This window comes from Mycolicibacterium sp. MU0053, from assembly GCF_963378095.1.
In the GTDB taxonomy this organism is placed as follows: Bacteria; Actinomycetota; Actinomycetes; order Mycobacteriales; family Mycobacteriaceae; genus Mycobacterium; species Mycobacterium burgundiense.
On the sequence record NZ_OY726397.1, the window covers coordinates 4,823,226 to 4,845,740 of the forward strand.

Annotated in this window: 23 protein-coding genes; 10 read left to right on the top strand and 13 right to left on the bottom strand. The window is 68.3% G+C overall.

The window, feature by feature from the left end; all coding sequences use genetic code 11:
- The first annotated feature begins 21 nt into the window (after positions 1-21).
- Positions 22-1,593: a phytoene desaturase family protein gene (locus tag RCP80_RS22945; RefSeq protein WP_308479865.1), complete on the top strand. Its 1,572-nt coding sequence runs from the start codon at positions 22-24 to the stop codon at positions 1,591-1,593.
- A gap of 17 nt (positions 1,594-1,610) precedes the next feature.
- Positions 1,611-2,393: an alpha/beta hydrolase gene (locus tag RCP80_RS22950; RefSeq protein WP_308479866.1), complete on the top strand. Its 783-nt coding sequence runs from the start codon at positions 1,611-1,613 to the stop codon at positions 2,391-2,393.
- Between the two features lie 36 nt (positions 2,394-2,429).
- Here the strand turns inward: RCP80_RS22950 and RCP80_RS22955 are convergent, their stop codons facing one another.
- From RCP80_RS22955 to RCP80_RS22970, 4 genes are read right to left on the bottom strand one after another with little or no spacing between them, the layout of a single operon-like run.
- Positions 2,430-2,771 (bottom strand): hypothetical protein, encoded by a 342-nt coding sequence (locus tag RCP80_RS22955; RefSeq protein WP_308479867.1) that lies wholly within the window; start codon positions 2,769-2,771, stop codon positions 2,430-2,432.
- Positions 2,764-3,588: an SPFH domain-containing protein gene (locus tag RCP80_RS22960; protein WP_308479868.1), complete on the bottom strand. Its 825-nt coding sequence runs from the start codon at positions 3,586-3,588 to the stop codon at positions 2,764-2,766. Before RCP80_RS22960 ends, RCP80_RS22955 begins: the two co-directional genes overlap by 8 nt.
- A complete protein-coding gene (locus tag RCP80_RS22965; RefSeq protein ID WP_308479869.1) occupies positions 3,588-4,244 on the bottom strand; it encodes a hypothetical protein in 657 nt (218 codons plus the stop codon). The genes RCP80_RS22960 and RCP80_RS22965 overlap by 1 nt, the downstream gene beginning before the upstream one ends.
- Positions 4,241-6,649: a nitric-oxide reductase large subunit gene (locus RCP80_RS22970; RefSeq protein WP_308479870.1), complete on the bottom strand. Its 2,409-nt coding sequence runs from the start codon at positions 6,647-6,649 to the stop codon at positions 4,241-4,243. Before RCP80_RS22970 ends, RCP80_RS22965 begins: the two co-directional genes overlap by 4 nt.
- A gap of 195 nt (positions 6,650-6,844) precedes the next feature.
- Here RCP80_RS22970 and RCP80_RS22975 point away from each other — a divergent pair, with 195 nt between their 5' ends.
- From RCP80_RS22975 to RCP80_RS22985, 3 genes are all read left to right on the top strand, one after another.
- A complete protein-coding gene (locus tag RCP80_RS22975; protein ID WP_308479871.1) occupies positions 6,845-7,648 on the top strand; it encodes a HugZ family pyridoxamine 5'-phosphate oxidase in 804 nt (267 codons plus the stop codon).
- A gap of 19 nt (positions 7,649-7,667) precedes the next feature.
- The gene (locus RCP80_RS22980; RefSeq protein WP_308479872.1) at positions 7,668-8,087 is read left to right on the top strand and encodes a TIGR03668 family PPOX class F420-dependent oxidoreductase; all 420 of its coding nucleotides are present in this window, start codon (positions 7,668-7,670) and stop codon (positions 8,085-8,087) included.
- Positions 8,088-8,197: 110 nt separating this feature from the next.
- Positions 8,198-8,677 carry an SRPBCC family protein gene (locus RCP80_RS22985; RefSeq protein ID WP_308479873.1) on the top strand — a complete coding sequence of 160 codons (480 nt, stop codon included), beginning with the start codon at positions 8,198-8,200 and terminating at the stop codon, positions 8,675-8,677.
- Here the strand turns inward: RCP80_RS22985 and RCP80_RS22990 are convergent.
- From RCP80_RS22990 to RCP80_RS23020, 7 genes are read right to left on the bottom strand one after another with little or no spacing between them, the layout of a single operon-like run.
- On the bottom strand, positions 8,674-9,624 hold the full coding sequence (locus RCP80_RS22990; RefSeq protein WP_308479874.1) for an alpha/beta hydrolase: 951 nt from the start codon (positions 9,622-9,624) through the stop codon (positions 8,674-8,676). The two genes, RCP80_RS22985 and RCP80_RS22990, sit on opposite strands and share 4 nt — an antisense overlap.
- The gene (locus RCP80_RS22995; protein ID WP_373693398.1) at positions 9,621-11,141 is read right to left on the bottom strand and encodes a flavin-containing monooxygenase; all 1,521 of its coding nucleotides are present in this window, start codon (positions 11,139-11,141) and stop codon (positions 9,621-9,623) included. The genes RCP80_RS22990 and RCP80_RS22995 overlap by 4 nt, the downstream gene beginning before the upstream one ends.
- Entirely contained in the window at positions 11,138-11,872 is a 735-nt protein-coding gene (locus tag RCP80_RS23000; RefSeq protein ID WP_308479876.1) for an SDR family NAD(P)-dependent oxidoreductase, read from the bottom strand. Before RCP80_RS23000 ends, RCP80_RS22995 begins: the two co-directional genes overlap by 4 nt.
- Position 11,873: 1 nt before the next feature.
- Entirely contained in the window at positions 11,874-12,665 is a 792-nt protein-coding gene (locus RCP80_RS23005) for an HpcH/HpaI aldolase family protein (RefSeq protein WP_308479877.1), read from the bottom strand.
- Complete coding sequence (locus tag RCP80_RS23010) at positions 12,662-13,645, bottom strand: zinc-binding dehydrogenase (RefSeq protein ID WP_308479878.1); 984 nt, start codon at positions 13,643-13,645, stop codon at positions 12,662-12,664. The genes RCP80_RS23005 and RCP80_RS23010 overlap by 4 nt, the downstream gene beginning before the upstream one ends.
- Before the next feature lie 3 nt (positions 13,646-13,648).
- On the bottom strand, positions 13,649-14,878 hold the full coding sequence (locus RCP80_RS23015; RefSeq protein WP_308479879.1) for a cytochrome P450: 1,230 nt from the start codon (positions 14,876-14,878) through the stop codon (positions 13,649-13,651).
- An 8-nt stretch (positions 14,879-14,886) separates the two neighbouring features.
- Complete coding sequence (locus tag RCP80_RS23020; RefSeq protein ID WP_308479880.1) at positions 14,887-15,591, bottom strand: NIPSNAP family protein; 705 nt, start codon at positions 15,589-15,591, stop codon at positions 14,887-14,889.
- A gap of 96 nt (positions 15,592-15,687) precedes the next feature.
- Here RCP80_RS23020 and RCP80_RS23025 point away from each other — a divergent pair, with 96 nt between their 5' ends.
- Both RCP80_RS23025 and RCP80_RS23030 read left to right on the top strand, forming a co-directional pair.
- Positions 15,688-16,506, top strand: coding sequence for an SMP-30/gluconolactonase/LRE family protein (locus tag RCP80_RS23025; RefSeq protein WP_308482992.1), 819 nt, complete (start codon positions 15,688-15,690; stop codon positions 16,504-16,506).
- Positions 16,506-17,315 (top strand): thioesterase family protein, encoded by an 810-nt coding sequence (locus RCP80_RS23030; RefSeq protein ID WP_308479881.1) that lies wholly within the window; start codon positions 16,506-16,508, stop codon positions 17,313-17,315. The genes RCP80_RS23025 and RCP80_RS23030 overlap by 1 nt, the downstream gene beginning before the upstream one ends.
- 112 nt (positions 17,316-17,427) lie before the next feature.
- Here RCP80_RS23030 and RCP80_RS23035 read toward each other — a convergent pair whose 3' ends face one another.
- Positions 17,428-18,684 (bottom strand): cytochrome P450, encoded by a 1,257-nt coding sequence (locus RCP80_RS23035; protein WP_308479882.1) that lies wholly within the window; start codon positions 18,682-18,684, stop codon positions 17,428-17,430.
- A 235-nt stretch (positions 18,685-18,919) separates the two neighbouring features.
- On the opposite strand from RCP80_RS23035, the gene RCP80_RS23040 reads away from it, so the two are divergent.
- Positions 18,920-19,468 (top strand): TetR/AcrR family transcriptional regulator, encoded by a 549-nt coding sequence (locus tag RCP80_RS23040; RefSeq protein ID WP_308479883.1) that lies wholly within the window; start codon positions 18,920-18,922, stop codon positions 19,466-19,468.
- A gap of 20 nt (positions 19,469-19,488) precedes the next feature.
- Here the strand turns inward: RCP80_RS23040 and RCP80_RS23045 are convergent, their stop codons facing one another.
- Complete coding sequence (locus tag RCP80_RS23045; protein ID WP_308479884.1) at positions 19,489-20,679, bottom strand: acyl-CoA dehydrogenase family protein; 1,191 nt, start codon at positions 20,677-20,679, stop codon at positions 19,489-19,491.
- A 124-nt stretch (positions 20,680-20,803) separates the two neighbouring features.
- On the opposite strand from RCP80_RS23045, the gene RCP80_RS23050 reads away from it, so the two are divergent.
- A complete protein-coding gene (locus RCP80_RS23050) occupies positions 20,804-21,511 on the top strand; it encodes a DUF427 domain-containing protein (protein WP_308482993.1) in 708 nt (235 codons plus the stop codon).
- Between the two features lie 223 nt (positions 21,512-21,734).
- Positions 21,735-22,499 (top strand): L,D-transpeptidase, encoded by a 765-nt coding sequence (locus tag RCP80_RS23055; protein ID WP_308479885.1) that lies wholly within the window; start codon positions 21,735-21,737, stop codon positions 22,497-22,499.
- The last annotated feature ends 16 nt before the right edge of the window (positions 22,500-22,515 follow it).

Below are 22,515 nucleotides of genomic sequence, written 5' to 3' on the forward strand. Positions count from 1 at the left end.
GGCTGGCCGGAAAGGCGCGCTATGGCGGATTCGACCGACTACGACGCGATCGTCATCGGCGCCGGTCACAACGGGTTGACCGCGGCGGTCCTGGTTGCGCAGGCCGGCCTGCGCACGCTGTGTGTGGATGCGCAGCGCTACGCCGGCGGCATGGCCTCGACCGTCGAACTCTTCGAGGGCTACCGATTCGAGATCGCCGGCTCGTTGCAGTTCCCCACCTCGCTGACGGTAAGCAGGGAACTCGGGTTGGACGGGTTGCCCACCATCGACCTCGAGGTGATGTCGGTTTCGCTGCGGGGCATCGGCGACGCTCCTGTCCTCTATTACTCCGACCCGATGAAGATGCTGGCCCATCTCGGCGAGGTGCACGGCGCCGACGCCGTCACCGGGATGGCCAACCTGATGGCCTGGAGCCTGGCCCCGACCCGCGCTCTGGGCCGGTTCGAGGCGGGCGTCGGGCCCAGGACCTTCGACCAGATGTTCTCCGGTGCGACGACTGCCGCGGAGCGCGCCGCGGTCAACGACCTGCTGTTCGGGTCGGTCACTGACGTCCTGGACCGATATCTGCCGGACAAGGACAGGCACGGCGCGCTGCGCGGCATGCTCGCCTTTCTCGCGGTCAACACCACCTACCGGGGTCCGGCGGTGCCGGGGACCGCCGCCGCGCTGGCCTACGGCCTGGCGGTTCCCGACGAGAACGCCGCGTTGATGAAGAAGCTGCGCGGCGGCATCGGCGCGCTGACCACGCACCTGCGCGAGCGGTTGCAGTCCCACGGTGGCCAGGTGCGGCTGCGCAGCCGGGTCGAGCAGATCACCGTGGCCGACGGACGCGTGAGCGGTGTCCGATTCGAGGACTGCTCGACGCTGACCGCCCCGGTCGTCATCTCCAGCCTGGCGCCGGACCTCACAGTCAACGGTCTGCTGGACCCCGCCGCGGTGCCCGCCGAGGTCCGCGACCGGTTCGCCCGTATCGACCACCGCGGCAGCTACCTGCAGATGCACTTCGCCCTCGACGGCATCCCGGAGTTCGCCGCGCCGTACGAGGTCCTCAACGACCCGGCGATGCAGGCGGCGATCGGCCTGTTCAGCACCCCCGAGGAATTGCAGGCCCAGTGGGAGGCCAGCCGCCACGGGGTGCTGCCGGCGGACCCCGCGATCGCGCTGCAGATCCCGTCGGTGCACGACCCGGAGCTGGCGCCGGCCGGCAAGCACGCCGCCTCGGCCTTCGCGCTGTGGTTTCCCATCGAGGAGCAGCACGGTCGCTACGGCGAGTTGAAAGCGGCCATGGGGCAGCGGGTGATCGAGAAGATCACCCGCCTCGCACCGAACTTCGAAGGGCTGATCAGCCGTCACACCACGTTCACGCCCAAACACATGGGCACCATGTTCGGTGCGCCCGGCGGCGACTACTGCCACGGCCTGCTGCACTCGGATCAGATCGGCCCCAACCGGCCCGGGCCGAAAGGCTTTGTCGATCAACCCATTCCCATCGACGGGCTCTATCTGGGCGGCGCCGGCTGCCACGGCGGGCCGGGGATCACCTTCATCCCGGGCTACAACGCCGGCCGTCAGGCGCTGGACGACGGCCGCTGAGTCGGCATACTTGATGAATGGCTGAGACCAAGCCACCCATCCTGTTCCTGCACGGGGTCTTCGGTCGCCCGGCGCTGTGGCGACCGTGGACCGAATTCTTCACCAGCGCCGGATACAGCTGTCATGCGCCGACGATGCCCGGCCGGGACCCAACCGATGACCAGGTGCTGCGCCGAACCGGTATCGCGGACTGTTTCGAAGTGGCGGTCCGGGCTTTCGACGAGATCGACCCCGAACCGGGGGCGCCGGGGCACCGCCCGGTGGTCATCGGACACAGCATGGGCGGACTCTTGGGCCAGCGGCTGGCCGCGGTCCGGGATCCGGCGGCACTGGTGCTGCTCGCCTCCATTCCGCCCGGCGTGTTGTGGCCGCAGCCCAGGGTCATGCACAACCTGCTTCCGGTGCTGCCGGCGATCATGGCGGGCCGCCCCATGCTGCCGTCGGAACGGACCATGCGCACGGTTCCGCTGAGCACCTTGTCGCGCGACGAGCAGGACGACCTGCTGCCGCGGCTGGCCCGCGACTCCGGCCGGGTGTTCCGGGAGATGTCGCTGGGCGCCAAATCCACTCGGGTCGATCCCGAGCAGGTCCGCTGCCCGGTGCTGTGTGTCAGCGCCGGCGCGGACCGCAACGTGGCGCCGTGGATCTCCCGTCGGATCGCCGCGCGCTACCGCGCCCAGCAGCAGGTGCATCCGGGGCTGCCGCACTGGATCATCGCCGAATCCGCGCTCGATCAGGTCGCACCGCCGGTGCTGAGTTGGCTGGAGCAACAGTTGCAACGCGAAACCGAGCCGGCCTAGCCGATTTTGCAGCGCCGGAACCTGGTTGCTGCCGGATCAGGATTCGGCGATATCGGATTCGTGGAAGTGCCGCCATAACCGAGCGCCGCCGGCGAATGCCACCAACACTCCGATGCCCCCGATGACGATGCCGGTGAACAGCGCCAGGAACATCGGGTCGACGGCGTCACCGGGCGCCCCCGCGCCGAGAATGCTCCCGACCAGAAAGCCGAACAGCGGTGCCAGCACCGCCGCGCCACCCCCCAACAACACCCGCCAGGAGCCGGGCGGAGAGGGTACGAGCACGATTCGGCGGCCGGGCTCGGGGACGCCGGCCGATTCGTCGGTCTCGGCCGCGGCTGCACCCGTGGCCGCCCGGTCAGGCGCTGCACTACTCATCGGACCTCACCCTTCGGATGCGTGGGACGGCATCGCCGACGTCGGGCGCGTCGTCGGTCTGGCTCCGCGGCCTGCTCTCGAGGAACGGTCGGACGATGTCCATCGGAATCGGAAAGACCACCGTGGAGTTCTGGTCGGCGCCGAGTTCGAGCAGGGTTTGCAGGTAACGCAATTGCAGCGACGCCGGGCTCTCGCTCAGCGTGATCGCCGCGTCGCGCAGTTCCGTGGACGCCTGCAACTCACCGTGCGCGCTGATCACCTTGGCGCGCCGCTCCCGCTCCGCCTCGGCCTCGCGGGCCATGGCCCGCTGCATCATTTCTGGGATCTCGACATCCTTGATCTCGACGACCTCGACCTCCACCCCCCACGGCTTGGTCTGCTTGGCGATCGAGGCGGCGAGATCCTCGTTCAGGTCGGCGCGGTGCGCAAGCAAGGTGTCGAGGTCGGCCCGCCCCACTACCGACCGCAGGGTGGTCTGGGATATCTGGGACGTGGCGACCGCGAAATTCTCCACCGCCATCACCGAATTCATCGGATCGGTGACGCGGAACAACACGACCGCGTTGACGCGAGCGGTGACGTTGTCACGGGTGATGACTTCCTGCGGCGGAATGGTCAATGTCACCGTACGGAGGTCGACGCGGACGAGCTTGTCGACGCCGGGGAGCACCACCACGAGGCCGGGTCCCAGTGGTCCGCGTAACCGACCGAGCCGAAACGCCACCCCGCGCTCGTACTCCTTGATGACCCGCAGCGAACCGAACGTCAGCCCCGCGGCCAGCACCAGCAGAACGAGGATCACCGCCCATGCGGCCATCAGGGCAGCCTCCTCGCTCGTGGTGTGGCCTGCTCGCGCCGGTCGGACGCGTAGGAAGTGCGACGACGAATTTGTGCCTCGGCCAACAGGTTTCGTTCTTCGATGTTCGCGTCAAGGGTTTGAAAGGCGACCCCGTCCGGCACCGCGCGGGTCCGGCGCAGGTGCGACCACAGCGGCAGCGACACCACACCGATCGCGAGGGCACCGCCCACCAACAGCAGCGTCTCCATCGCGGTCGGCGCGGCGATCGCCATGGCCAGCGGCCACACCACGGCGATGACGGTGACAACGCACGCGATCCCGCGGTGGAAGCGGGCCGCCTCCGACGCCGGCCAGCTGTCGATGGTGCGGCTCACCTCACGCCCGTCGAGCGACGTGGTGCACGTGTCCTTGACCGGGCAGGCATTGCAGATGGCCGGTTTTCCCCGGTACCGCATGACTCGGTTGTCAGGGTCAAATGATTTGGGCCACAACCACTGGTCCTCCGGGCACTGCCAGGCGTCGTGGTCTTCGTGGTAGACGAACGCGCCGGACCGATGCTGCTCCACCTTGGCCGCCGAGCGGCGAGCGAAGGTATCGATACCGTAGGCGACCATGACGAGCGCGGCACCGTACCCCAGCGTCAGCCAGGTCGCGATCCCGATGCCGGCGGTCACGGATCCGCCTCCGGCGCGCCGTCGCTGGACAGCGGGCGACGGTCGGATGCGTAGCGTGACGGGCCACCCCCGGTCGTGGCCGTGAGCCCGGTCCGGTCCTCCGCCGCCTCGGCGTGCTCCTCCACGAACAGCGTCTCGGCCGGCAACGTGTGCGTCGTCGCCTTGATCCCGTGCCGCACGCCCAGCCACGCGATCCAGACGAACGGCAGTACGCCGCCCAGGATGAACAGGAAGTCACCGGGCATCCGCAACCACTCCAACACGGCGTTGCCGGGTTGGGTGATGTAGCCCAGGGTCCGGGCCTCGTAATAGCCGTCGTTGACCGAATGCCAGAGCTGAAGGACCCCGAGCGGCAGCAGGGTTGCGAAGACCATCCAGGCCAGACCGATGTTCAAGCACCAGAAGGAGACCTTCGCCAGCTTCTCCGGCCAGCGCTGCGGCGGGATGATGTAGCGCAGGGCGAACAGCGCCAGACCGACGGCCAGCATCCCGTAGACGCCCATCATCGCCCCGTGCGCGTGGTTGGCGGTGAGCGCGGTACCGATCTGATAGTAGGAGACGATCGGCAGGTTGATCAGGAACCCGAATATCCCGGCCCCCACGAAGTTCCAGAAGCCGACGGCGACCAGGAACATCACTGCCCAGCGGTGCGGGAACGGCGCGCTGCTGCGGGACTGCTGCCGCGACCCCAGCTGTAGGAACGTCCAGGCCTCGACGGTGAGGAACGTCAGCGGGATCACTTCCAGCGCGGAGAAGAATGCACCGAGGGCCATGTGCTCCACCGGTGTTCCGGAGAAGTACAGGTGGTGCATGGTGCCGATCACGCCGCCCATCGAGTAGAGGATGACGTCCAAGAAGATGAGCTGAATCGCGATCTTGCGTCGCACCACGCCCAGCATCACGAAGATGTAGGCGACCATGACGGTGGTGAACAGCTCGAGGAAGTCCTCGACCCAGAGGTGCACGACCCAGAACCGCCAGAACTCGGCGACGGTGAGGTGTGTCTCGGTGCCGGCGAGCATGCCGACGGCGTAGAACGCGGGGATCGCCAGTCCCGCGTAGAAGAACAGCCACGGCATGTTGAGCTTGCTCTCGGTCTTCAGCCGGGACCGGATCGAGCGATAGATGATCGCCATCCACAGAAACAGCCCGACGACGAGCAAGATCTGCCAGAACCGCGGCAGATCGAGGTACTCCCATTGCTGGTCGAAGAAGATCGAGCCCTTGGCCCAGTCGACCCCGAAAGTGCTCAGCGCCGTCCCGACCAACGTCCCGGCAACCACGACGAACAGCGCGCCGAGTAGGGCGTAGGCGAGCCAGGACTGCCGGCGCGGTTCCCGCCCGGAGATGATCGGCGCCAGGAAGATTCCGGCGGCGAGGAAAGACGCCGCCGTCCACAACAAAGACAGCTGCACGTGCCAGGTGCGCGCCAGATTGAACGGCAGGATCTGGGCCAGATCGATGCCGAAGAAGTTGCTCAGGTCGGCCCGATAATGCTCAATGGCGCCACCGAGCACCGCTTGGCCGAGGAAGAGCACCGCCACGACGAGAAAGAACCAGGCCGTGGCTTTCTGCGCCGGCGTGATGGCCACCTCACCGGGCTGCCGGAATGCCAGCGACGGGGTTTCGGCTGCGTGCCAACCGATCTTGCGGCTCCAGCGACCGTAGAGGGCGAACAGTGCCCCGAGGCCGGCCAGCAGCGCAATGAGCGACATGGCCGACCAGACCAGGATGTCGGCCGTCGGCGTGTTCCCGACCCGCTGCTCCGGTGGCCAATTGTTGGTGTACGAGTACTGATGGCCGTCCCGCTCTGCCGCACTGGCCCAGGCGGTCCAGCTGAAAAATGCGGTCAGATCATGGATTTCCTGCGGGTCGGTGATCATCCGCGGCAGTAATCCGTGCTCGGTCGAGTCGGTGCCGAAGTAGTCCGCATAGTAGGCGCGGATCGCTTCGAAGGCGCTCACTTGCGCCGCGGTGAACTCCAGGGTTCCGGTGGCCTCGTCGTAGCGGTTGGTCCGCATCATCGTCACGAGATCCGCGGTGGGGTCGGGCGACCCCTCGGTCCGCAACGTGTCGGCGACGTGATCGGCGGACAGCCGCAGGTATTCGGCCGTGTAGTCCGGTCCGAGGTAGCCGCCGTGCCCCATCACCGAGCCGTACTGCTGCAGGCCGCGACGCAGGAAAATCTGCTGGCCCGAGGCGATCTGCTGTTCGGTGTACAGCGCGTCACCGGTTGGACCGACGACGCGCTGCGGCAGCGGCATCGAGTCGGAGTACGTGCGGACCGCCAGCAGTCCCATCACGAGGAAACCGAAGACCATGACCAGGGCCACGCCCTGGACCCACCCTTTTGAGATCGCGAGCTCAGACTTCGCTGCGTTCGCCTCCGAAGACTGCTTTGCCATCGCCCGCCCCCCCGGTGATATCGCCCTATCGCAGCATCTCTGGTCAAGGTAGCGAAAAGCCGCCCGGAAATCGTGCGATGCGCCAAATTGCGTCACCCCGCGCCGGTCAGAGCAGCGGGTGCCATCCAGTAGACAACCCCGGCACGGGGCTTCCGCGCGAGAACTGCCGCGTCGGTGGGGCGGTATGGTGCGGACGTGGCTATCCGCGACCATGGCGATCCCGGCGACGCCCCGAGCGTCCCACCACCGTTGACCGAGGTGGTGAATTCGGTCCGCCCGTCGGCCGCCGAAGAGGCCCGCACCATCGCTGCGTCCACCAACGTCGGCACCCTGGCCAGCCTGACCGCCACCGGCGATCCGTGGGCCTCGTTCGTCACCTACGGCCTGCTCGACGGCGCACCGGTGCTGTGCGTGTCCCACATGGCCGAGCACGGCCGGAACCTGGCCGGGGACCCGCGCGCCAGCATCGCGATCGTGGCACCGTCCACCGAGGCCGACCCGCTGGCCAACGGCCGCATCACGCTGGCGGGCACGGTCGAGGAACCCACCGGCGCGGAACTGGCCGCGGCGCGGGACGCCCATGTGGCGGCAGTGCCCGCGGCGAAGTACTACATCGACTACAGCGATTTCACCGTGTGGGTGCTGCGGGTGGACCGGGCGCGCTGGGTGGGCGGCTACGGCCGGATGGATTCGGCCACCGGTCCGGCCTATTCGGCGGCCCGCCCGGACCCCGTCGCACCGCATGCCGCGGGTGCGATCGCGCACCTCAACGCCGACCACGCCGACTCGCTGGCGTTGCTGGCGCGCACCCTGGGCGGCTTCCCCGACACCGACACCGCGCTGTGCACCGGTGCCGACCGGTACGGTCTGGATCTCAAGGTCAGCACGCCCCGCGGGGTCGCGTACACGCGGATCGGCTACTCGGACCCACTGGATTCCGCCGACCAGATGCGCACGGCAGCTGTGGAATTGGTCGGTCGGGCACGCGACCTCAGCTAGCTCGCCTACCCTGGGTGAGGTGGCCGAGTCGATCAGCGAGGCAGTGCTGCAGGCGTTCAACGATGCCCGCGTCGCGCGGCTGGCGACCGTGGATGCCACCGGCCAACCGCACCTCGTCCCGATCGTGTTCGCCCTCAACGACCAGCACATTTACACCGCCGTCGACGGCAAGCCCAAATCCGGTACGCGACTGCGGCGGCTGGCCAACATCGCCGACCGGCCCGCCGTCAGCGTACTCGTCGATCACTACAGCGAGGACTGGGCACTGCTGTGGTGGGTGCGCGCCGACGGTCGGGCCGCGGTGCACGACGACGGTCCGGTCGCACACACCGGACGCGACCTGTTGCGTGCCAAATACGCCCAGTACGACACCGTCTCGCTGGACGGCCCGGTGATCGACATCGAGGTGCACACCTGGGCCTCCTGGACCGGCGGCTGAGGCCCCACGCGCACGAATGGCGTGACATTTGAGCGGCAATCTGTAAAGTCAGCGTGGTGCCGGTTCCAGCGTGATCCGGCACGCCACGCCGATCCAGAGAGGCCACTGCATTGGGCATCGTGACCACCAGTTCCGCGACGACGTTCCAACACTCCCCGGAGGTGGTGTACGACTTCGTCACCAACCCGAACAACTGGACCAAGACCTACCCGGGGAGCAAATACGTCGGCAAGCTCGACGATCTGCCGCTCGAGGTCGGTGACACCTGGGAGGAGGCCGGTCCCGACGGCGCGCACATCTACACCTGGCACCTGGCGATCGCCATGCGACCCCGGCTGTGGATGTTCAACTCGGTCGGACGGCTCGGCCACGACCGCGACGGCAACGGCGGGTTCGACGGCCGGATCACCGTGCAGTACCACTTCAGCGAGCCGGGCCACGGGACGCTGTTCACCCGCACGATGACCATCGAGGCCTACCGCGATGCGCCGATGCCCGACAAGTTCTTCCAGATCGTGAACCCCGCGTTCATCGATCGCTACCACGCCGCGATCACCCGGGAACTCGACGCCGTCGCGGCGGGTGCCTAGCGGTGCAGCGCCGCGCGCAGCGCCGCCCCCTGCAGCGCGAACAGCTGCCGGCTGACCTCCCAGTCGGGCAGCATGGAATCGAAGCCGTGGCAGGTGCCCGCCAGCACATGTAGTTCCGTGCTGACGCCGGCCCACAGCAGCCGCAGCGCGTAATCGATGGCCTCGTCGCGCAGCGGGTCCAGCTCGGAGCAGCTGATGAACGCCGCGGGCAGGCCGGTGAGATCGTCGGTGCGCCCCGGCACCGCGGCCGCCGGACGCACCGCCGCATAATGGCGCCACATCTGTTCGGCGGCCGGACCGTCGAAACCCGGTGTCGCGGTGAACTCTTGCTTGGCGGGGCTGAGCCCGTCGTCGAGCACCGGCTGATGCAGCAGCTGGAACACCAGCGGCGGCACCTCGCCCCGCGCGGCCGACTGCGCCAGACCGGCCGCCAGGGCGCCGCCGGCGCTGCTACCCGCCACCGCGATCCGGTCGGCGTCGATGTCCAGTTCGTCCGCGGTGTCGACAGCCCACTGCAGTACCGCGGCGACATCCTCGACGGCGGCGGGGTATGGGTGCTCCGGGGCCAGCCGGTAGTCGACCGAGATCACGGTGCATTCGGCGCGCCGCGCCAACTCCACGCACTGCAGATGGTCGGTGTCCAGGTTGCCCAGCACGAATGCGCCGCCGTGGCAATACACCACGGCCGGCGCCGAGGCTGGTCCGGCGCGGTAGATCCGTACCGGAATCGTGCGCCGCGCACCCGCGACCCGGACCTGCCGATCGACGATGTCGATCCCGAAGGTATCCAGTTGGGCGGCCGCCTGTCGACGCCGCTCGTTGAGCGATTCGCGCACCGCGGGAAGCAGTTCGGCGCTGAGGTCGGTCCGGAACTCGGCCAGTGGCCGCAACGCCGGCCGGAGCCGGTCATTGGGGTCCGCACCGGCCGGGGGCGGCGACGCGGTCACTGCGCGGCCGCCGAATGCGACCGCAGCTGCAGCGGTTCGGCAGCTTCGGGTTCCGGCTCAAAGGTGTAGTCCCGCAACTGGAACCGGCGTGTCATCGCCCAGAACGCCCGGGCGCTGCGCGGCCACTGCGTGACGACGCGGCCGTTGGCGGCCCGAAAGTAGTTGCTGCAGCGCGTGGTCCACACGGTGCCGACCATCCACCGGTCGATCTTGGCGACGTAGTCGGCGGTGGCATCGCGGCGGACCGCCAGGTAGGACTTGCGTTTGCGCCGCATCTGCTGCAGCGCCCGGACCACGTAGCGGGCCTGCGCCTCCAGCACGAAGATCACGCTGTTGGAGCCGACGTTGGTGTTGGGCCCGTACAGCATGAAGAAATTCGGGAAGCCGGGCACCGCCATCCCCAGGTACGCATAGGCACCGTCGCGCCAGGTGTCCTGCAGCGCCACCCCGCCTTCCCCGCGCACGTCGATCTGCCCGAGGTAGTCCGCCACGGCGTAGCCGGTGGCGCACACCACCACATCGACTTCGAGGTCGGTGCCGTCGGCGGTGACCAGCGACCGCGCCCGCAGCGCCTTGGCCGGGGACGAGACCACCTCGACGTTCTCCTTGGTCAACGCCTGCAGGTAGTCGGTGGCGAACACCAACCGCTTGCAGCCCAGGGGGTGATCCGGTGTCAGCCGGGCCCGCAGTTCGTCGTCGGGCACATTCGCGTCCAGTGCCGTCAGCGCGAGCGCCTTGAACTGCTGGGTCTTGTCGCTGCCGTGCTCGATCACCGCGATGTTCGATTCGCTGCGCCACCACAGCCTGGTGCGGTACATCCGCTTCGCGAGCGGGACGTGCCGGAAGATCCACTTCTCCCGGTCGGTGTAGGGACGGTCGGGCTTGGGCAGGATCCAGGTCGGCGAGCGCTGCACCGAGTACACCTGCGCGGCCTGCCGCGCGATCTCCGGAAGAACCTGGGCGGCAGTGGATCCGGTGCCCAGCACCGCGACCCGGGCCCCGGCCAGCTCAACCGAGTGGTCCCACTTCGCGGTGTGCATGACGGTACCCGCGAAGGGTTCCTCTTCGACCAGGTCGGGCGCCAGGGGTTGGTTGAACACCCCCACCGCCGAGACGACGACGTCGAAGACGTGTTCGTCGCCCGCCCCGGTCGTCAGGCGCCAGGTGCGGGTCAACCCGTTCCAGGTGGCCGCCACGATCTCGGTGTTCAACTGCAGATGTGCCTGCAGCTGGTGGCGGCGCGCGCAGTCCTCGAAATAGCGCAGGATCTCGGGTTGATCCGACCACAGCCGCGACCAGTGCGGGTTGAGATCGAACGAGAACGAGTAGAGGTGCGACTTCACATCGCAAGCCAGGCCGGGATAGGTGTTGGTGCGCCACGTGCCGCCCACCCCGTCCTCGCGGTCGAAGATCGTGAAGCGCTCGAAGCCGGCCTTCTTCAAGAAGACCCCCAGCGCCAGGCCGCCCGGGCCGGCGCCGATGACGCCCACCGACAGGCCATTCGTCATTGCGCTCATCCCATCTGCAGCGTTTGACCGCCGTCGACCACGAGTTCGGAACCGGTGATGAACGAGGCGTGCTCGGATACCAGGAAGGCGACCGCGTCGGCGATCTCGGCGGGTTTGCCGAGGCGGCCACTGACCGCCGAGGTGGCCAGCTTCGCCTGGGTGGGCTCGTCGAGCATCGGAGTCTGCACCGGACCGGGCAGCACCGCGTTGACGCGGATACCGATGCCCGCGAGTTCGGCGGCCACGATCTGGGTCAGTCCGCGCAGCGCCCACTTCGAGGATCCGTAGGCGGCGTGGTTGGGGAATGCCCGGATCGCGCCGGTGCTGCAGGTGTTGACGATGGCCGCACCGTGGGCTTCCCGCAGCGCCGGCAGGCAGGCCTGAATACCCAGGAACGCGCCCAGACAGTTGACCCGCCAGGCCCGTTCGAAGCCGGCCTGGTCCTCGTCGGCGATCGCGGCCCGATGCAGCACCCCGGCGTTGTTCACCAGGGTGGTCAGCAGGCCCAGGCGGGTGGCGACCTGCTCGACCGCCCGGCTCCACTGGTCCTCGGAGGTGACGTCCAACGGCACCGCGATCACACCTGGATCGTCGAGTGCCGCGACGCCGGCGGTGAGTTCCTCGGTCCGCACGTCGCAGGCCGCCACCGCGAAGCCGTCGCGGCGCAGGCGGGCCACGATCGCCGCACCCTGGCCGCGGGCCGCCCCGGTCACCAGGGCGATCCGGTCTGTCGCCGTCATGTCAGCTGTATCCCTTCGACGTGTCCTCGACCGCGGTCGGCCGTTCACCGGTGGCCTCGCGCAGATGTTCGGCCGCGCCGCGGCGCAGCGCCTGGGACTCCGAGGCCAGCGAGATCAGCTGAAATCCCCACCCTGCCACCAGGTTTCCGATCCGGCCAGCACCCGCGTGAATACCGGTGACCAGCCCCGCCGCGGCGGCGGTGCGCTGAATCTCTTGGACGGTGTCGGTGACTTCGGCGGTCTCCCACAGCCCCGGCACCGGGTGGCCGAGCGAGATCGCGAGGTCGGCCGGTCCCACATAGATGCCAGAAAGCCCTGGCACGGCGCAGATGTCGGCAAGGTTCGCGCACCCGGCCGCGGTCTCGATCATCGCGTACACGCCGGCGCGTGCCTCCAGCGCCGCGGTGTCGACGCCGAGGCCGGCCCGCAGCGGTCCGAAGCTGCGCACCCCGGCGGGGGCATACCTGGTGGCCGCCACCGCCTGGGCGGCCTGCTCCGGGGTCTCCACCATTGCGATGATCACCGCATCCGCGCCGGCGTCGAGCACCCGGCCGATGGGAGCCGGTGCGGCCGAGGGCAACCGCACCGCGGTCGCGATCGGGACGTGTTCGAGGCGGCGCAGCAGCAGCGCCGCGTCGGCGTCGCTCAGGTAGCCGTGTTGGGTATCGAGTCCGACGTAGTCGTAGCCGGCCGCGGCGAACTCCTCGGGGCCGAGCAGCGTCGGTCCCACCACCCACCCGCCCCAGGCGCGGGCACCGCCGGCCAGGGCCGACTGCAGTCTGCTCGCCGTCACGCCGGACTCCCCTCGTCCGCGATCGCGATCTTGACCCGGCCGGGCTCGGGTCGACACGCCAACTCGAAGGCGGCCGGCACCTGGTCCACCGAGAAGGTGTGAGTGATGTAGTTCGGCAACAGCTCGGGGTGGTCCCGAGCGAAATCGTCGGCGGCGCACAGCATCCGGGCGCGGTCCAGCGTCACCCCCGAGCGCAGCGTCAGGTTGTTGCGCAGCATGGTCCGCATCGAGATCGGGTAGCTGTCGTCGTCGGGCACGCCGAAGTAGAAGACGGTACCGCCGAAGGCCGCCGCCTCGATCGCATGGCTCAGCGTCGCGACCTGGTGCCCCACCGCCTCGATCACGATGGCCGGACGATCGGTCGCGGACAGGTGGACCACCCAGCGGTCGCTGGTGGCGCGCACCATCTCGTCGACGCCGAACGCCGCGGCCAGGGGGGCGCGGTCCACCGGGTCAACCCCGGTCACCTGGGCGGCGCCCAATGCCTTTGCGACATAGGAGAACAGCAGGCCGATCGAGCCCTGGCCGATGACTGCCACCCGGCGGCCCGCGATCTCGGGGAGCTGTTCGAACGCGTACAGCACACATGCCAACGGCTGCAGTCCCACCGCCTGGGCGGGGGTCAGGGCCGGGTCATAGGACGCCAGCCCGTTTCCGTCGGCCACAACGTAACCCATCAGGCCGTCGAATCCCGAGGCCCACCCCACCACCCGGTCCCCCGGCCGGTGGTGGGGATGCCGGCTGGCCAGCACCTCGCCGGCGATCTCATGCACCGGGAAGCCGTTCATCTCCGCCGCGCACGCCCCGGTGTCACCGGGCAGCTTGCCCTGGGTGCCCCGGTACCCGGGCAGGTCGCTGCCGCAGATACCGGCCGCCTCGAACCTCAGCAGGACCTGTTGGTCGGCAAGGGATTCCGGTTCGGGGGCGGGCAGCTCCCGGCGCTCGAAAGTGTACGGGGCGGTCAGCCGATAGGACCACATGAGCTACACCTGCACCGGGATGTTGTTCCAGCCCCATTGGAAGCTCGACGGCGGCCGCGACGCCGCCTCGGCATCGATCGAGAATTCCGGCACCCGCTTGAGGAACTCCTGGATCATGATGGTGATCTCGAGTCGGGCGACGTGCACCCCGAGGCAGAAGTGCTGTCCGCGACCGAAGGCCAGCAGACGTTCGATGGGCCGGTCCCAGCTGAACGCGTCCGGATCGGGGTACTCGCGCTCGTCACGGGCCGCCGACGCCAGCAGGGCGATGACGCGCTGGCCGGGCTGAATCGTGGTGTCGTGAATCGGGTACGGCCGGCGCGCGGTTCGCGCGAACCACTGCGCCGGTGCGCTGTGGCGGATGATCTCCTCACGGGCGAGCGGGACATTGGTCGCCAGATCGGCGCGCACCGCGGCGAGTTGTTCGGGATGCTTGCTGAGCTGCCACAGCCCCGTGGCGGTGATCTTCGGGACGGTTTCGGTCCCGCCGATGAACACCCCGAGCATCTGGGTCGCGGCCTCGACGTCGTTGAACGACGATCCGTCCGGCAACGAGAAGTTGATCAGACTGTCCGCGATCGGGACGCTGCCGTCGGCCCCTGCGGCGCGACGACGTTCGATGATCGGGGTCAGATACGACAGGTAGCCCGGCCGCGAGTTGCCCACCTCGACACCCTGGCCGGGCTGGGCCAGGCTGCCGGCGTTCACCGTGGCCAGCACCTCGCCAGCGAGATCGACTGGCAGACCTACGAATTCGCACACCATGGCCGCCGCGACGATGCCGCCGTAGTCCTGCGTGAGGTCGAAGCTGCCGCGGGGCAGCAACTCGTCGAGCCGCTCGTTGGCCAGCGTGCGGATGCGATCCGCGAGCTTGGCCGCGGACCGGGGCCGAAACTGCGCCGACGTGCAGCGCCGCACGTTCTCGTAGATCGGGGAGTCGAAGTTGGCGTGGAACGGCATCGGATGCACCGGCGGATCGGGCACCGGTCCGTCGTTGTGCTTCGCCAGCACCGTGGCCGCCGGCAGCGTGCCCTCGGAGGCCACGAACGTTCCGTCGGTGAGCCCGAGCACCTGCCAGATGTCGTCGAACCGCGACAACGCGTAGGTGTCCCACTTCGGGATGTAGTACACCGGATGCTCATCGCGCAGCACCCGGTAATAGGGCAGCGGATTCGCCATCACGTCCGGATCGAACGGATCGTAGCTGAAGTCCTGGGCGACACTGTGATTCATCGTGGGAGTCATTTCAACGGCGACGGGGGCAGCGCGGCCAGAATGGAGTCCTCCCAGCCGTCGCGCAGGGCGGGCGCCACACTCATCCAGGTGACGATCTCGGCAGGCGGCTCGCCCTTCCACGACGGGTAGTGGTTCTCGAAGCAATCCCAGTCACCGTCGAGCGCCCAGTAGTGGATGACCTCGTTGAACCGGAACGTCGTGATGTAGGAGCCCAGCCAGCGCTTGCCGGTGCTCTCCGACCACGGCACGTAGAGGCGTTCCAGTTCACGGATGTAGTCGTCCTGGCGACCGGGCTTGGTCTGCATGATCTCCTGAATCACCAAGCCCGCCCGGAAGTCCGACTCCCGCAACTGCGCCAACGTCTTGTTGTACTTGCCGGCGTACATGATCCGGCCCTCGCCGCGGGCTCCGGTGCCGGCCAGGTACCGCGACCACGCCGCGGCCGTGTCGGCGTGGCTGCCGCCGCGGGCTTGCGCGCGCCCGATCCGGGCGTAGTCGGCGAACGCGTCGATCTCCCAGATGATCGTGACCTGCGGCCAGTGGCCGTTGTAGGGCGTGGTTTCCCAGATCGCGAACAGTCGGGCGCCGAGTTCGTGCATCATCGGTTGGTACAACTCGGTGAATGTCGCGGTGAACTCGTCGCTGCGCCCGGACCCCAGGTCAATGGTCTCGTGGAGGTAAAGCAGCGTATGGCCGTAGTACTTCTTCATGGCCATAACCGGGGGCCTGTTGACAGTGACACCTAGCGAGCGTGACACTTGTCCCGTGTTTTGTAAAGGTAGACGGGCCGGGTCGAGGCAACCGTGCTGACAGTGACTCCATTGGCCAACGGTTTCTGCTTCGGCGAGGGCCCACGCTGGTTCGAAGGACTGCTCTGGTTCTCCGACATGCTCGGCGAGGCCGTGCACACCGTGACACTGGGCGGGGCCATGACCACCCTGCCCGTCGAGGGGCACGCGCCATCGGGGCTGGGGTTCTGCCCGGACGGCTGCCTGCTGGTGGTCTCCGGCGAGAAGCGGCAGGTCCTGCACTATGACGGCGAGGACGTCACCGGGTTCGCCGACCTGTCGGAGCTGGCACCGGCGAACCTGGGTGACATGGTGATCGACCCGCTCGGGCGCGCCTATGTCGGCTCCCAGGCCCGCTCCGGCGGGGTGATCATCCGCGTCGATCGCGACGGCAGCGCCCGGGTGGTCGCCGAGGATCTCGACTTCCCCAACGGCATGGTGATCACCGCCGACGGGTCGACGCTGATCGTCGCCGAATCGGTGGGGCGTCGGCTCAGCGCCTTCAGCATCGACGCGGCCGGGGCCCTGCACGACCGCCGGGTCTTCGCCGACGGTCTGGGTGCCCCACCGGACGGCATCGCGCTGGACGCCGAGGGCGGCGTCTGGACCGCGATGACCCTGGGCTGCCGATTCGACCGCATCGAGGCCGGCGGCGCCGTCACCGACAGCATCGACATGGGCGAGCGCACCGCGATCGCATGCACGCTCGGCGGGCCGGAGCGCCGCACGCTGTTCCTGTTGTCGAGCACCGACGCCTATCCGGAGCGCCTGATCGGCACCAAGAACTCGCGCCTCGACGCCGTCACCGTCGACGTCCCCGGGGCGGGATGGCCCTGATGTCGGACTGCTACTACGAACTTCTCGACAGCGACCCCGACGGCGAGCGATTCGCCCCCACCGATCTGGTGCGCAGCACCTGGTCGGCGAGCATCCAGCACGGCGCGCCGGTCTCCGCGCTGCTGACCCGCGCGCTGGAGCGCTGCGCGCAGCGCGAGGACACCCGCCTGAGCCGGGTGGTGGTGGATCTGCTGGGCGCCGTTCCCGCCGAGGGCGACTGCTGGGTGCGGTCGCGGGTTGAGCGCAGCGGCAAGCAGATCGAGTTGGTCAGCGCCGAGATGCTCGGGCCCGGACCCGACGGCACCCCGCGTCCGGTGGCGATCGCGACCGGTTGGCGCATCCAGAAACTCGACACCGAAGCGCTGCTACACGCGCCCGCCGAGCCCATGCCGCCGCTGTCGGCGGCCAAGGCCCGCGACATGCGCAAGGACTGGGACCGCAACTACGTGCACAGCCTGGACTGGCGCTGGCTCACCAAGCCGTTGAATGAGGGACCCGGCGAATCCTGGATCAGGCCGCTGGTGGACCTGGTCAAGGGCGAGACCATGACGCCGCTCCAGCGGCTGTTCACGGTCGCCGACGACGCCAACGGCCTCGGCAACAAGCTGGACATCCGCAAGTGGACGTTCATGAACACCGACCTCGCGGTCCACATCCATCGGGTGCCGCAGGGGGAATGGACCGGCATCCGCGCCGAAACCAGCTATGGCCCCGACGGCATCGGCGCCACGCTGGGCACGCTGTTCGACGAGCAGGGCCCAGTGGGCGCCATCGCGCAGTCCGTCCTGGTCCGCCCCCGCCCCCGCTAACCCCCTCACCCCTCACCGCGAGCGGGCGTGTCCCCGGCCGACACGCCGGCCAAAACCCCGGGTCTGCGCACGCTCGCGCGACACCGGTCGCACACCGGTCTGACTGAAGGCCTCACTGAATGTGGGCGGGCACCCGCTTCACGCCGTGCACGAAGGTGCTGTACAGCAGGTCGGGTTCGCCGAACTCCACCTTCTTGAGCCGAGTCAGCAGCTCGCGGAACAGGTTTCGCAGCTCTGCCTTGGCCAGTTGACTGCCCAGGCAGAAGTGCGGGCCGCCGCCGCCGAAACCCAGATGAGGGTTGTATGAACGGGTCAGTTCGAATGCGCCGGGGTTGTCGAACACGGCCTCGTCGCGATTGGCCGAGCAGTAGAACAGTCCGACCTTGTCGCCGGCCGCGATGGTCTGACCGCCCACCTCGACGTCCTCGGTGGCGAACCGGGCGAACTGCATGACCGGGGTGGACCACCGCACGAATTCCTCCACCGCAGGCCCGATCCGGCCCTCGAAGTCCGCCATCAACCAGTCCCGCTGCTCCGGGTTGGCCGCCAGCGCCATCATGGCGTGCGTCGTGGTCTGCTTGGTGGTGTCGTTGCCGGCCGAGGCCAACAGGATCAGAAAGGCGCCAATCTCCTCGTCGGTGAGCCGATGCCCGTCCACCTCGGCATTCACGATGCTGGTCATCAGGTCGTCGCCGGGGTTCGCGCGGCGGAACTTCGCCAGTTCGATCCCGGTGTTGGAGATCAGCATGATCTCGTTGATGGTGTCCATGGCGCGCTCTTCCAGCGTGCTGTACTCGTCGTCGCTCATGCTGAACAACTTTTCGGCGGCCGCGGCCAACGCCGGTTGGTCGGCCTTGGGCACCCCGAGCATGTCGGAGATCGTGAGCATCGGCAGCCGCGCCGAACACGCCGCCACGAAATCGACGTCGCCCACCCCGATCAGATCGTCGACGATCTTGACCGCGTTGGCCTGGATCTGTTCCTCGATCCGGCGGACGTTGCGGGGGGTGAACGCCGAGCTGATCAGTTTCCGATAGACGGTGTGCTGGGGCGGATCCATGACCAAGAAGAACGCGGCAACCTGCTGCATCTCGGCGGGCATCGGGTCCAGTGCGACGCCGCGCGCCGAGGTGAACAGTTCGGGATGACTGCTGGCGAAGACGATGTCGGCGCGCCGCGTCAACGCCCAGAACCCCGGCTCTTCCAGCTCGAACAGGGTGGGCAGCGGTGGATGCCAGCTCAGCCCTTCGCCCTGTCGAAGCTGTGCGAACGTCTGGTCGCGAACCGCGAACGGCCGGCTCCAGAAATCGTGCGAGGTGATGTCGTGCGGACTGTACTCACGTGCCTGTGCGGCGCTGGCGACCGTCACTGGATGCCTCCCTCCTGGCCGCGGCGCGACGGCGGCGACTCCGGACATCAGCGTGACATTTACCCTCAAATTTGTAAAGACTGCGTGCGATTGCCTCCGCGACTGGCGGCTTGCCATTTTCAGTGATCCGCCCCGCAGGCTTTTACAAGCGACCTAAGCTTTGTAACGTTAGATGTTTCGCGGGCGGTTCGCCCCGCAACAGCAAAGGCAACGTCGACCGGCGAGGGGGTTTCCCGTGGAGGAAACGACGTTGCCCGGCCGCGATGATCCCGACGTCGAGGGAAGTTCGTCGCGGCAGCGGATCCTGCGCGCCACCGCCGAGGTGCTGGCCCGCAACGGGCAGACCAAGCTGAGCCTGTCCGAGGTGGCGGCGCAGGCCGGCGTATCCCGACCCACGCTCTACCGGTGGTTCGCCTCCAAGGACGAACTGCTCACCGCGTTCGGCGCGTACGAGAAAAAAGGTTTCGACGACGGGATCATCGGTGCCACCGCGGGATTGCGCGGCACCGATCGCCTCGACGCGGCCTTGCGCTACATCGTCTCGTTCCAGCAGTCCTATTCCGGCGTGCGCATCATCGATGTCGAACCGGAGGCGGCGATCTCCCGGATCGCGCGCGTCATCCCGGTGATGCGCACGGGGCTGCAAAGCATGCTGCCCGGGCCCAACGGCGCCGAGAAGGCCGCGACCGCGGTGCGGGTTGCGGTGTCGCACTACATTGTTCGCAGTGATGACGCCGATCAGTTCCTGGCGCAGTTACGTCACGCCGTCGGACTCAGGCCCTGACCCGCACCGGCAGGCGTCGGTCAGCGGGCCGGTTTCGGCGCTGAGTAGTTCGGCTTGCCCAATCCCAGGATGTGCGTGGCGATCATGTTGCGGAACACCTCCAGGGTGCCGCCGTAGATGCCGCACGGTCCAGCCAGCCGGTAGACGTATTCGGCGGCGCCGTCGTCGATCGCGCCGGGGGTGTCCGCGGGCAGCAGCGCGGCGGTGCCGAGGATGTCCATCAACTCCGGTGCCACCTCCCGCATGGCGGTCACGTTCGCGACCCGACCGAACATCTCCGGGGTGCTCAACGCCGCCTCCATCCGGGCCACGCTGCGCCCGAGCCGGTATTGCACCGCCGGATCATCGATCCGGCGGCCGCCATCGGGACCTCCGGCACCCACGATCGCCGCCGCCCGGTCCACAGCCTCCGCCATCAGCAGCGCATGTTCGGACATCATCGAGATCTTCTGCAGACCCTGCGAGTCTGGTTCCATCACACCGTGTTCGGCGTCCAACGCCACCCGCATCACAGACCAGCCGCCGTTGACCTCTCCGATGCGGTAGCGGTCGTCGACCCGCACATCGCTGTAGTAGACGATGTTGGTGCGGTCGCCGTCGACGGTCCGCAGCCCCTGGATCTCGATGCCCGGGGTGTCGAGCGGAACCAGAAACATCGTCAGGCTCTGGTGCTTGGGCGCCGCCGGGTCGGTGTTGGTGAGCAGGAAGACGTACTGCGCATGCTGCGCATTGGAGGTGAACATCTTGGCGCCATTGATAATCCAACCATCGCCGTCGCGCACCGCGCGGGTCTTGCACGTCGCCACATCGGAGCCGCCCTCGGGTTCGGTGTAGCCCAGGCACAGCCGGATGTGACCGGACAGCACTCCGGGCATGACCTCCTCGAGGATGTCCGCGGCGGCGAACTTGGCCACCAGGTGGGCCACCATCGCCGTCGTGCCCCAGTGGAACCACGGCGTGTGCGCGCGTCCGATCTCCAGATCCCAGATCCGGCGGCGCAGCCGGCTGAAGCCGCCGTCGCTCTCGTCCTTGAAGTCGGCGGCCAGCAGACCCTTGGCGCCCAACGCCAGGTGGACATCCTCGTCGAAGTTGTCTCCGGTCTCGCGGTCCCGCCGGATCACGTCGTCGGTGACGAGCTCGGTCAGGCAGGTGCGCAGTTCCGCTTGGAACGCCTGATCGTCGTCCGACAACGCAACGCGGGAAAAGTCCACTCGTCCTCCGTGCTCCAACCGAATCCGCCACCTGCGAGCGTGACAGTGTTTGCCGGAGTTGTAAAGCCCGCGTTAGGCTGGCGGCCATGCCGGACCAACCGTGGAATCACCTGGAGCCAGCGCGATGAGCCTGGTGGCGGGCCGCGGACCGTTCGGCAGCGATCCGGCAGGGTGGTTCTCGGCCCCGGTACCGGCCGACATCGTCTTCGTCGAACCCCACCCGCGCCGCGTGCAGGCCCTCCTGGCCGGCCACAGCGTGATCGACACCGAGCACGCGCTGTTGGTGCATCGCCTCGGCCGCCCACTGAGCTACGCCTTTCCGGAGGCCGAAACCACCGGATTGCCAAGCGAACCCGTACCCGAGGCGCCCGGCTACGTGTCCGTGCCGTGGGAGGCGGTCGACACCTGGCTCGAAGAGGACCGCCAGCTGGTGCACTACCCGCCCAACCCGTATCACCGCGTCGATTGCCGGCCCACCCGGCGCGGGCTGCGGGTCCGCGTCGGCGACACCACGCTGGTGGACACCACGACCACCACGATCGTGTTCGAGACCTCGCTGGCGCCGCGGCTCTACGTGGACCCGGCGCTGGTGCGCACCGATCTGCTGCATCGCACCGCCACCACGAGCTACTGCAACTACAAGGGCTACGCGACGTACTGGGGCGCGACCTTGCCCGACGGCAGCGCCGTCGAGGACATCGCATGGAGCTACGAGGATCCGCTGCCCGAATCGCTGCCGATCAAGGGGTTCCTCAGCTTCGACGCCGAGCGGGTGGAGATGCTGGCCGAACTGCCCGACGCCGGCGGCGGCGATTGCGGCTGCCCGACGTAACCAATTCGCGACCTGAGCGCGGGTGTGTCGCAGGCGCGCGGCACCGCGCCCAGTGCTGAGATTGCAGGATGTCAGCGGTGGCGAGCGCGCGGTCGGCGGTCGGTGCCGCCGGCCCGGGTGCCGTTCACGACATGCACTGCAGTAACAAATCCGCGATGATCTGCGACTTTCCTGGTAGTTCGGCCGGTTCATTACGATCGGTGATTCTGGGTACGGCGAAAGGATGACCATCGTGCGGCAGGCGCTCCGCTACACCTTGGCTTTGCTGGGGATCGTGACACTCACGCAGACCGCGTGGGTCGCCGTCGGCTCCGCCGCCGTGTCCGCCCCGATCTCCGATGTCAGCGTGGTCGATGTGCAACCCCGGTCGGGCACGCCGGTCGGCGTCGGCCATCCGATCATCGTGACCTTCGGCGAGGCCGTCGCCAACCGGGCGCGCGCCGAGGGTTCCATCCGGGTCGTCTCCCCCACCGCGGTCAGCGGTGCGTACGACTGGGTCAGCCCCACCACCGTGCATTTCGTGCCCGACGCCCCCTGGCCGGCGCACTCCGAGATCAAGCTGCTGGCCGGCGGGATGCCCACGAGCTTCCAGACCGGGGCGGCCGTCAGCGCGGTCGCGGACATCTCCGCCTACACCTTCACCGTCAGCATCGACGGCGAGGTGGTCCGCCAGATGCCGGCCTCGATGGGCAAGTCCAAGTTCCCGACACCCCAGGGCCGGTTCACGGTGCTGGGCAAGGAGAACCCCGTCGTGATGGATTCCCGCACCATCGGCATCCCGTTGGACGACCCGGAGGGTTACAAGCTCACCGTCAACCACGCGGTCCGGATCACCTGGGGCGGGGTCTACGTCCACTCCGCACCGTGGTCGGTCGGGTCGCAGGGCTACGCCAACGTCAGCCACGGCTGCATCAACCTGAGCCCCGACAACGCCGCCTGGTACTACAACAACGTGGGCCTCGGCGACCTGGTGACCGTCCAGGCCTGAGCCGCGCGGCGTTGTT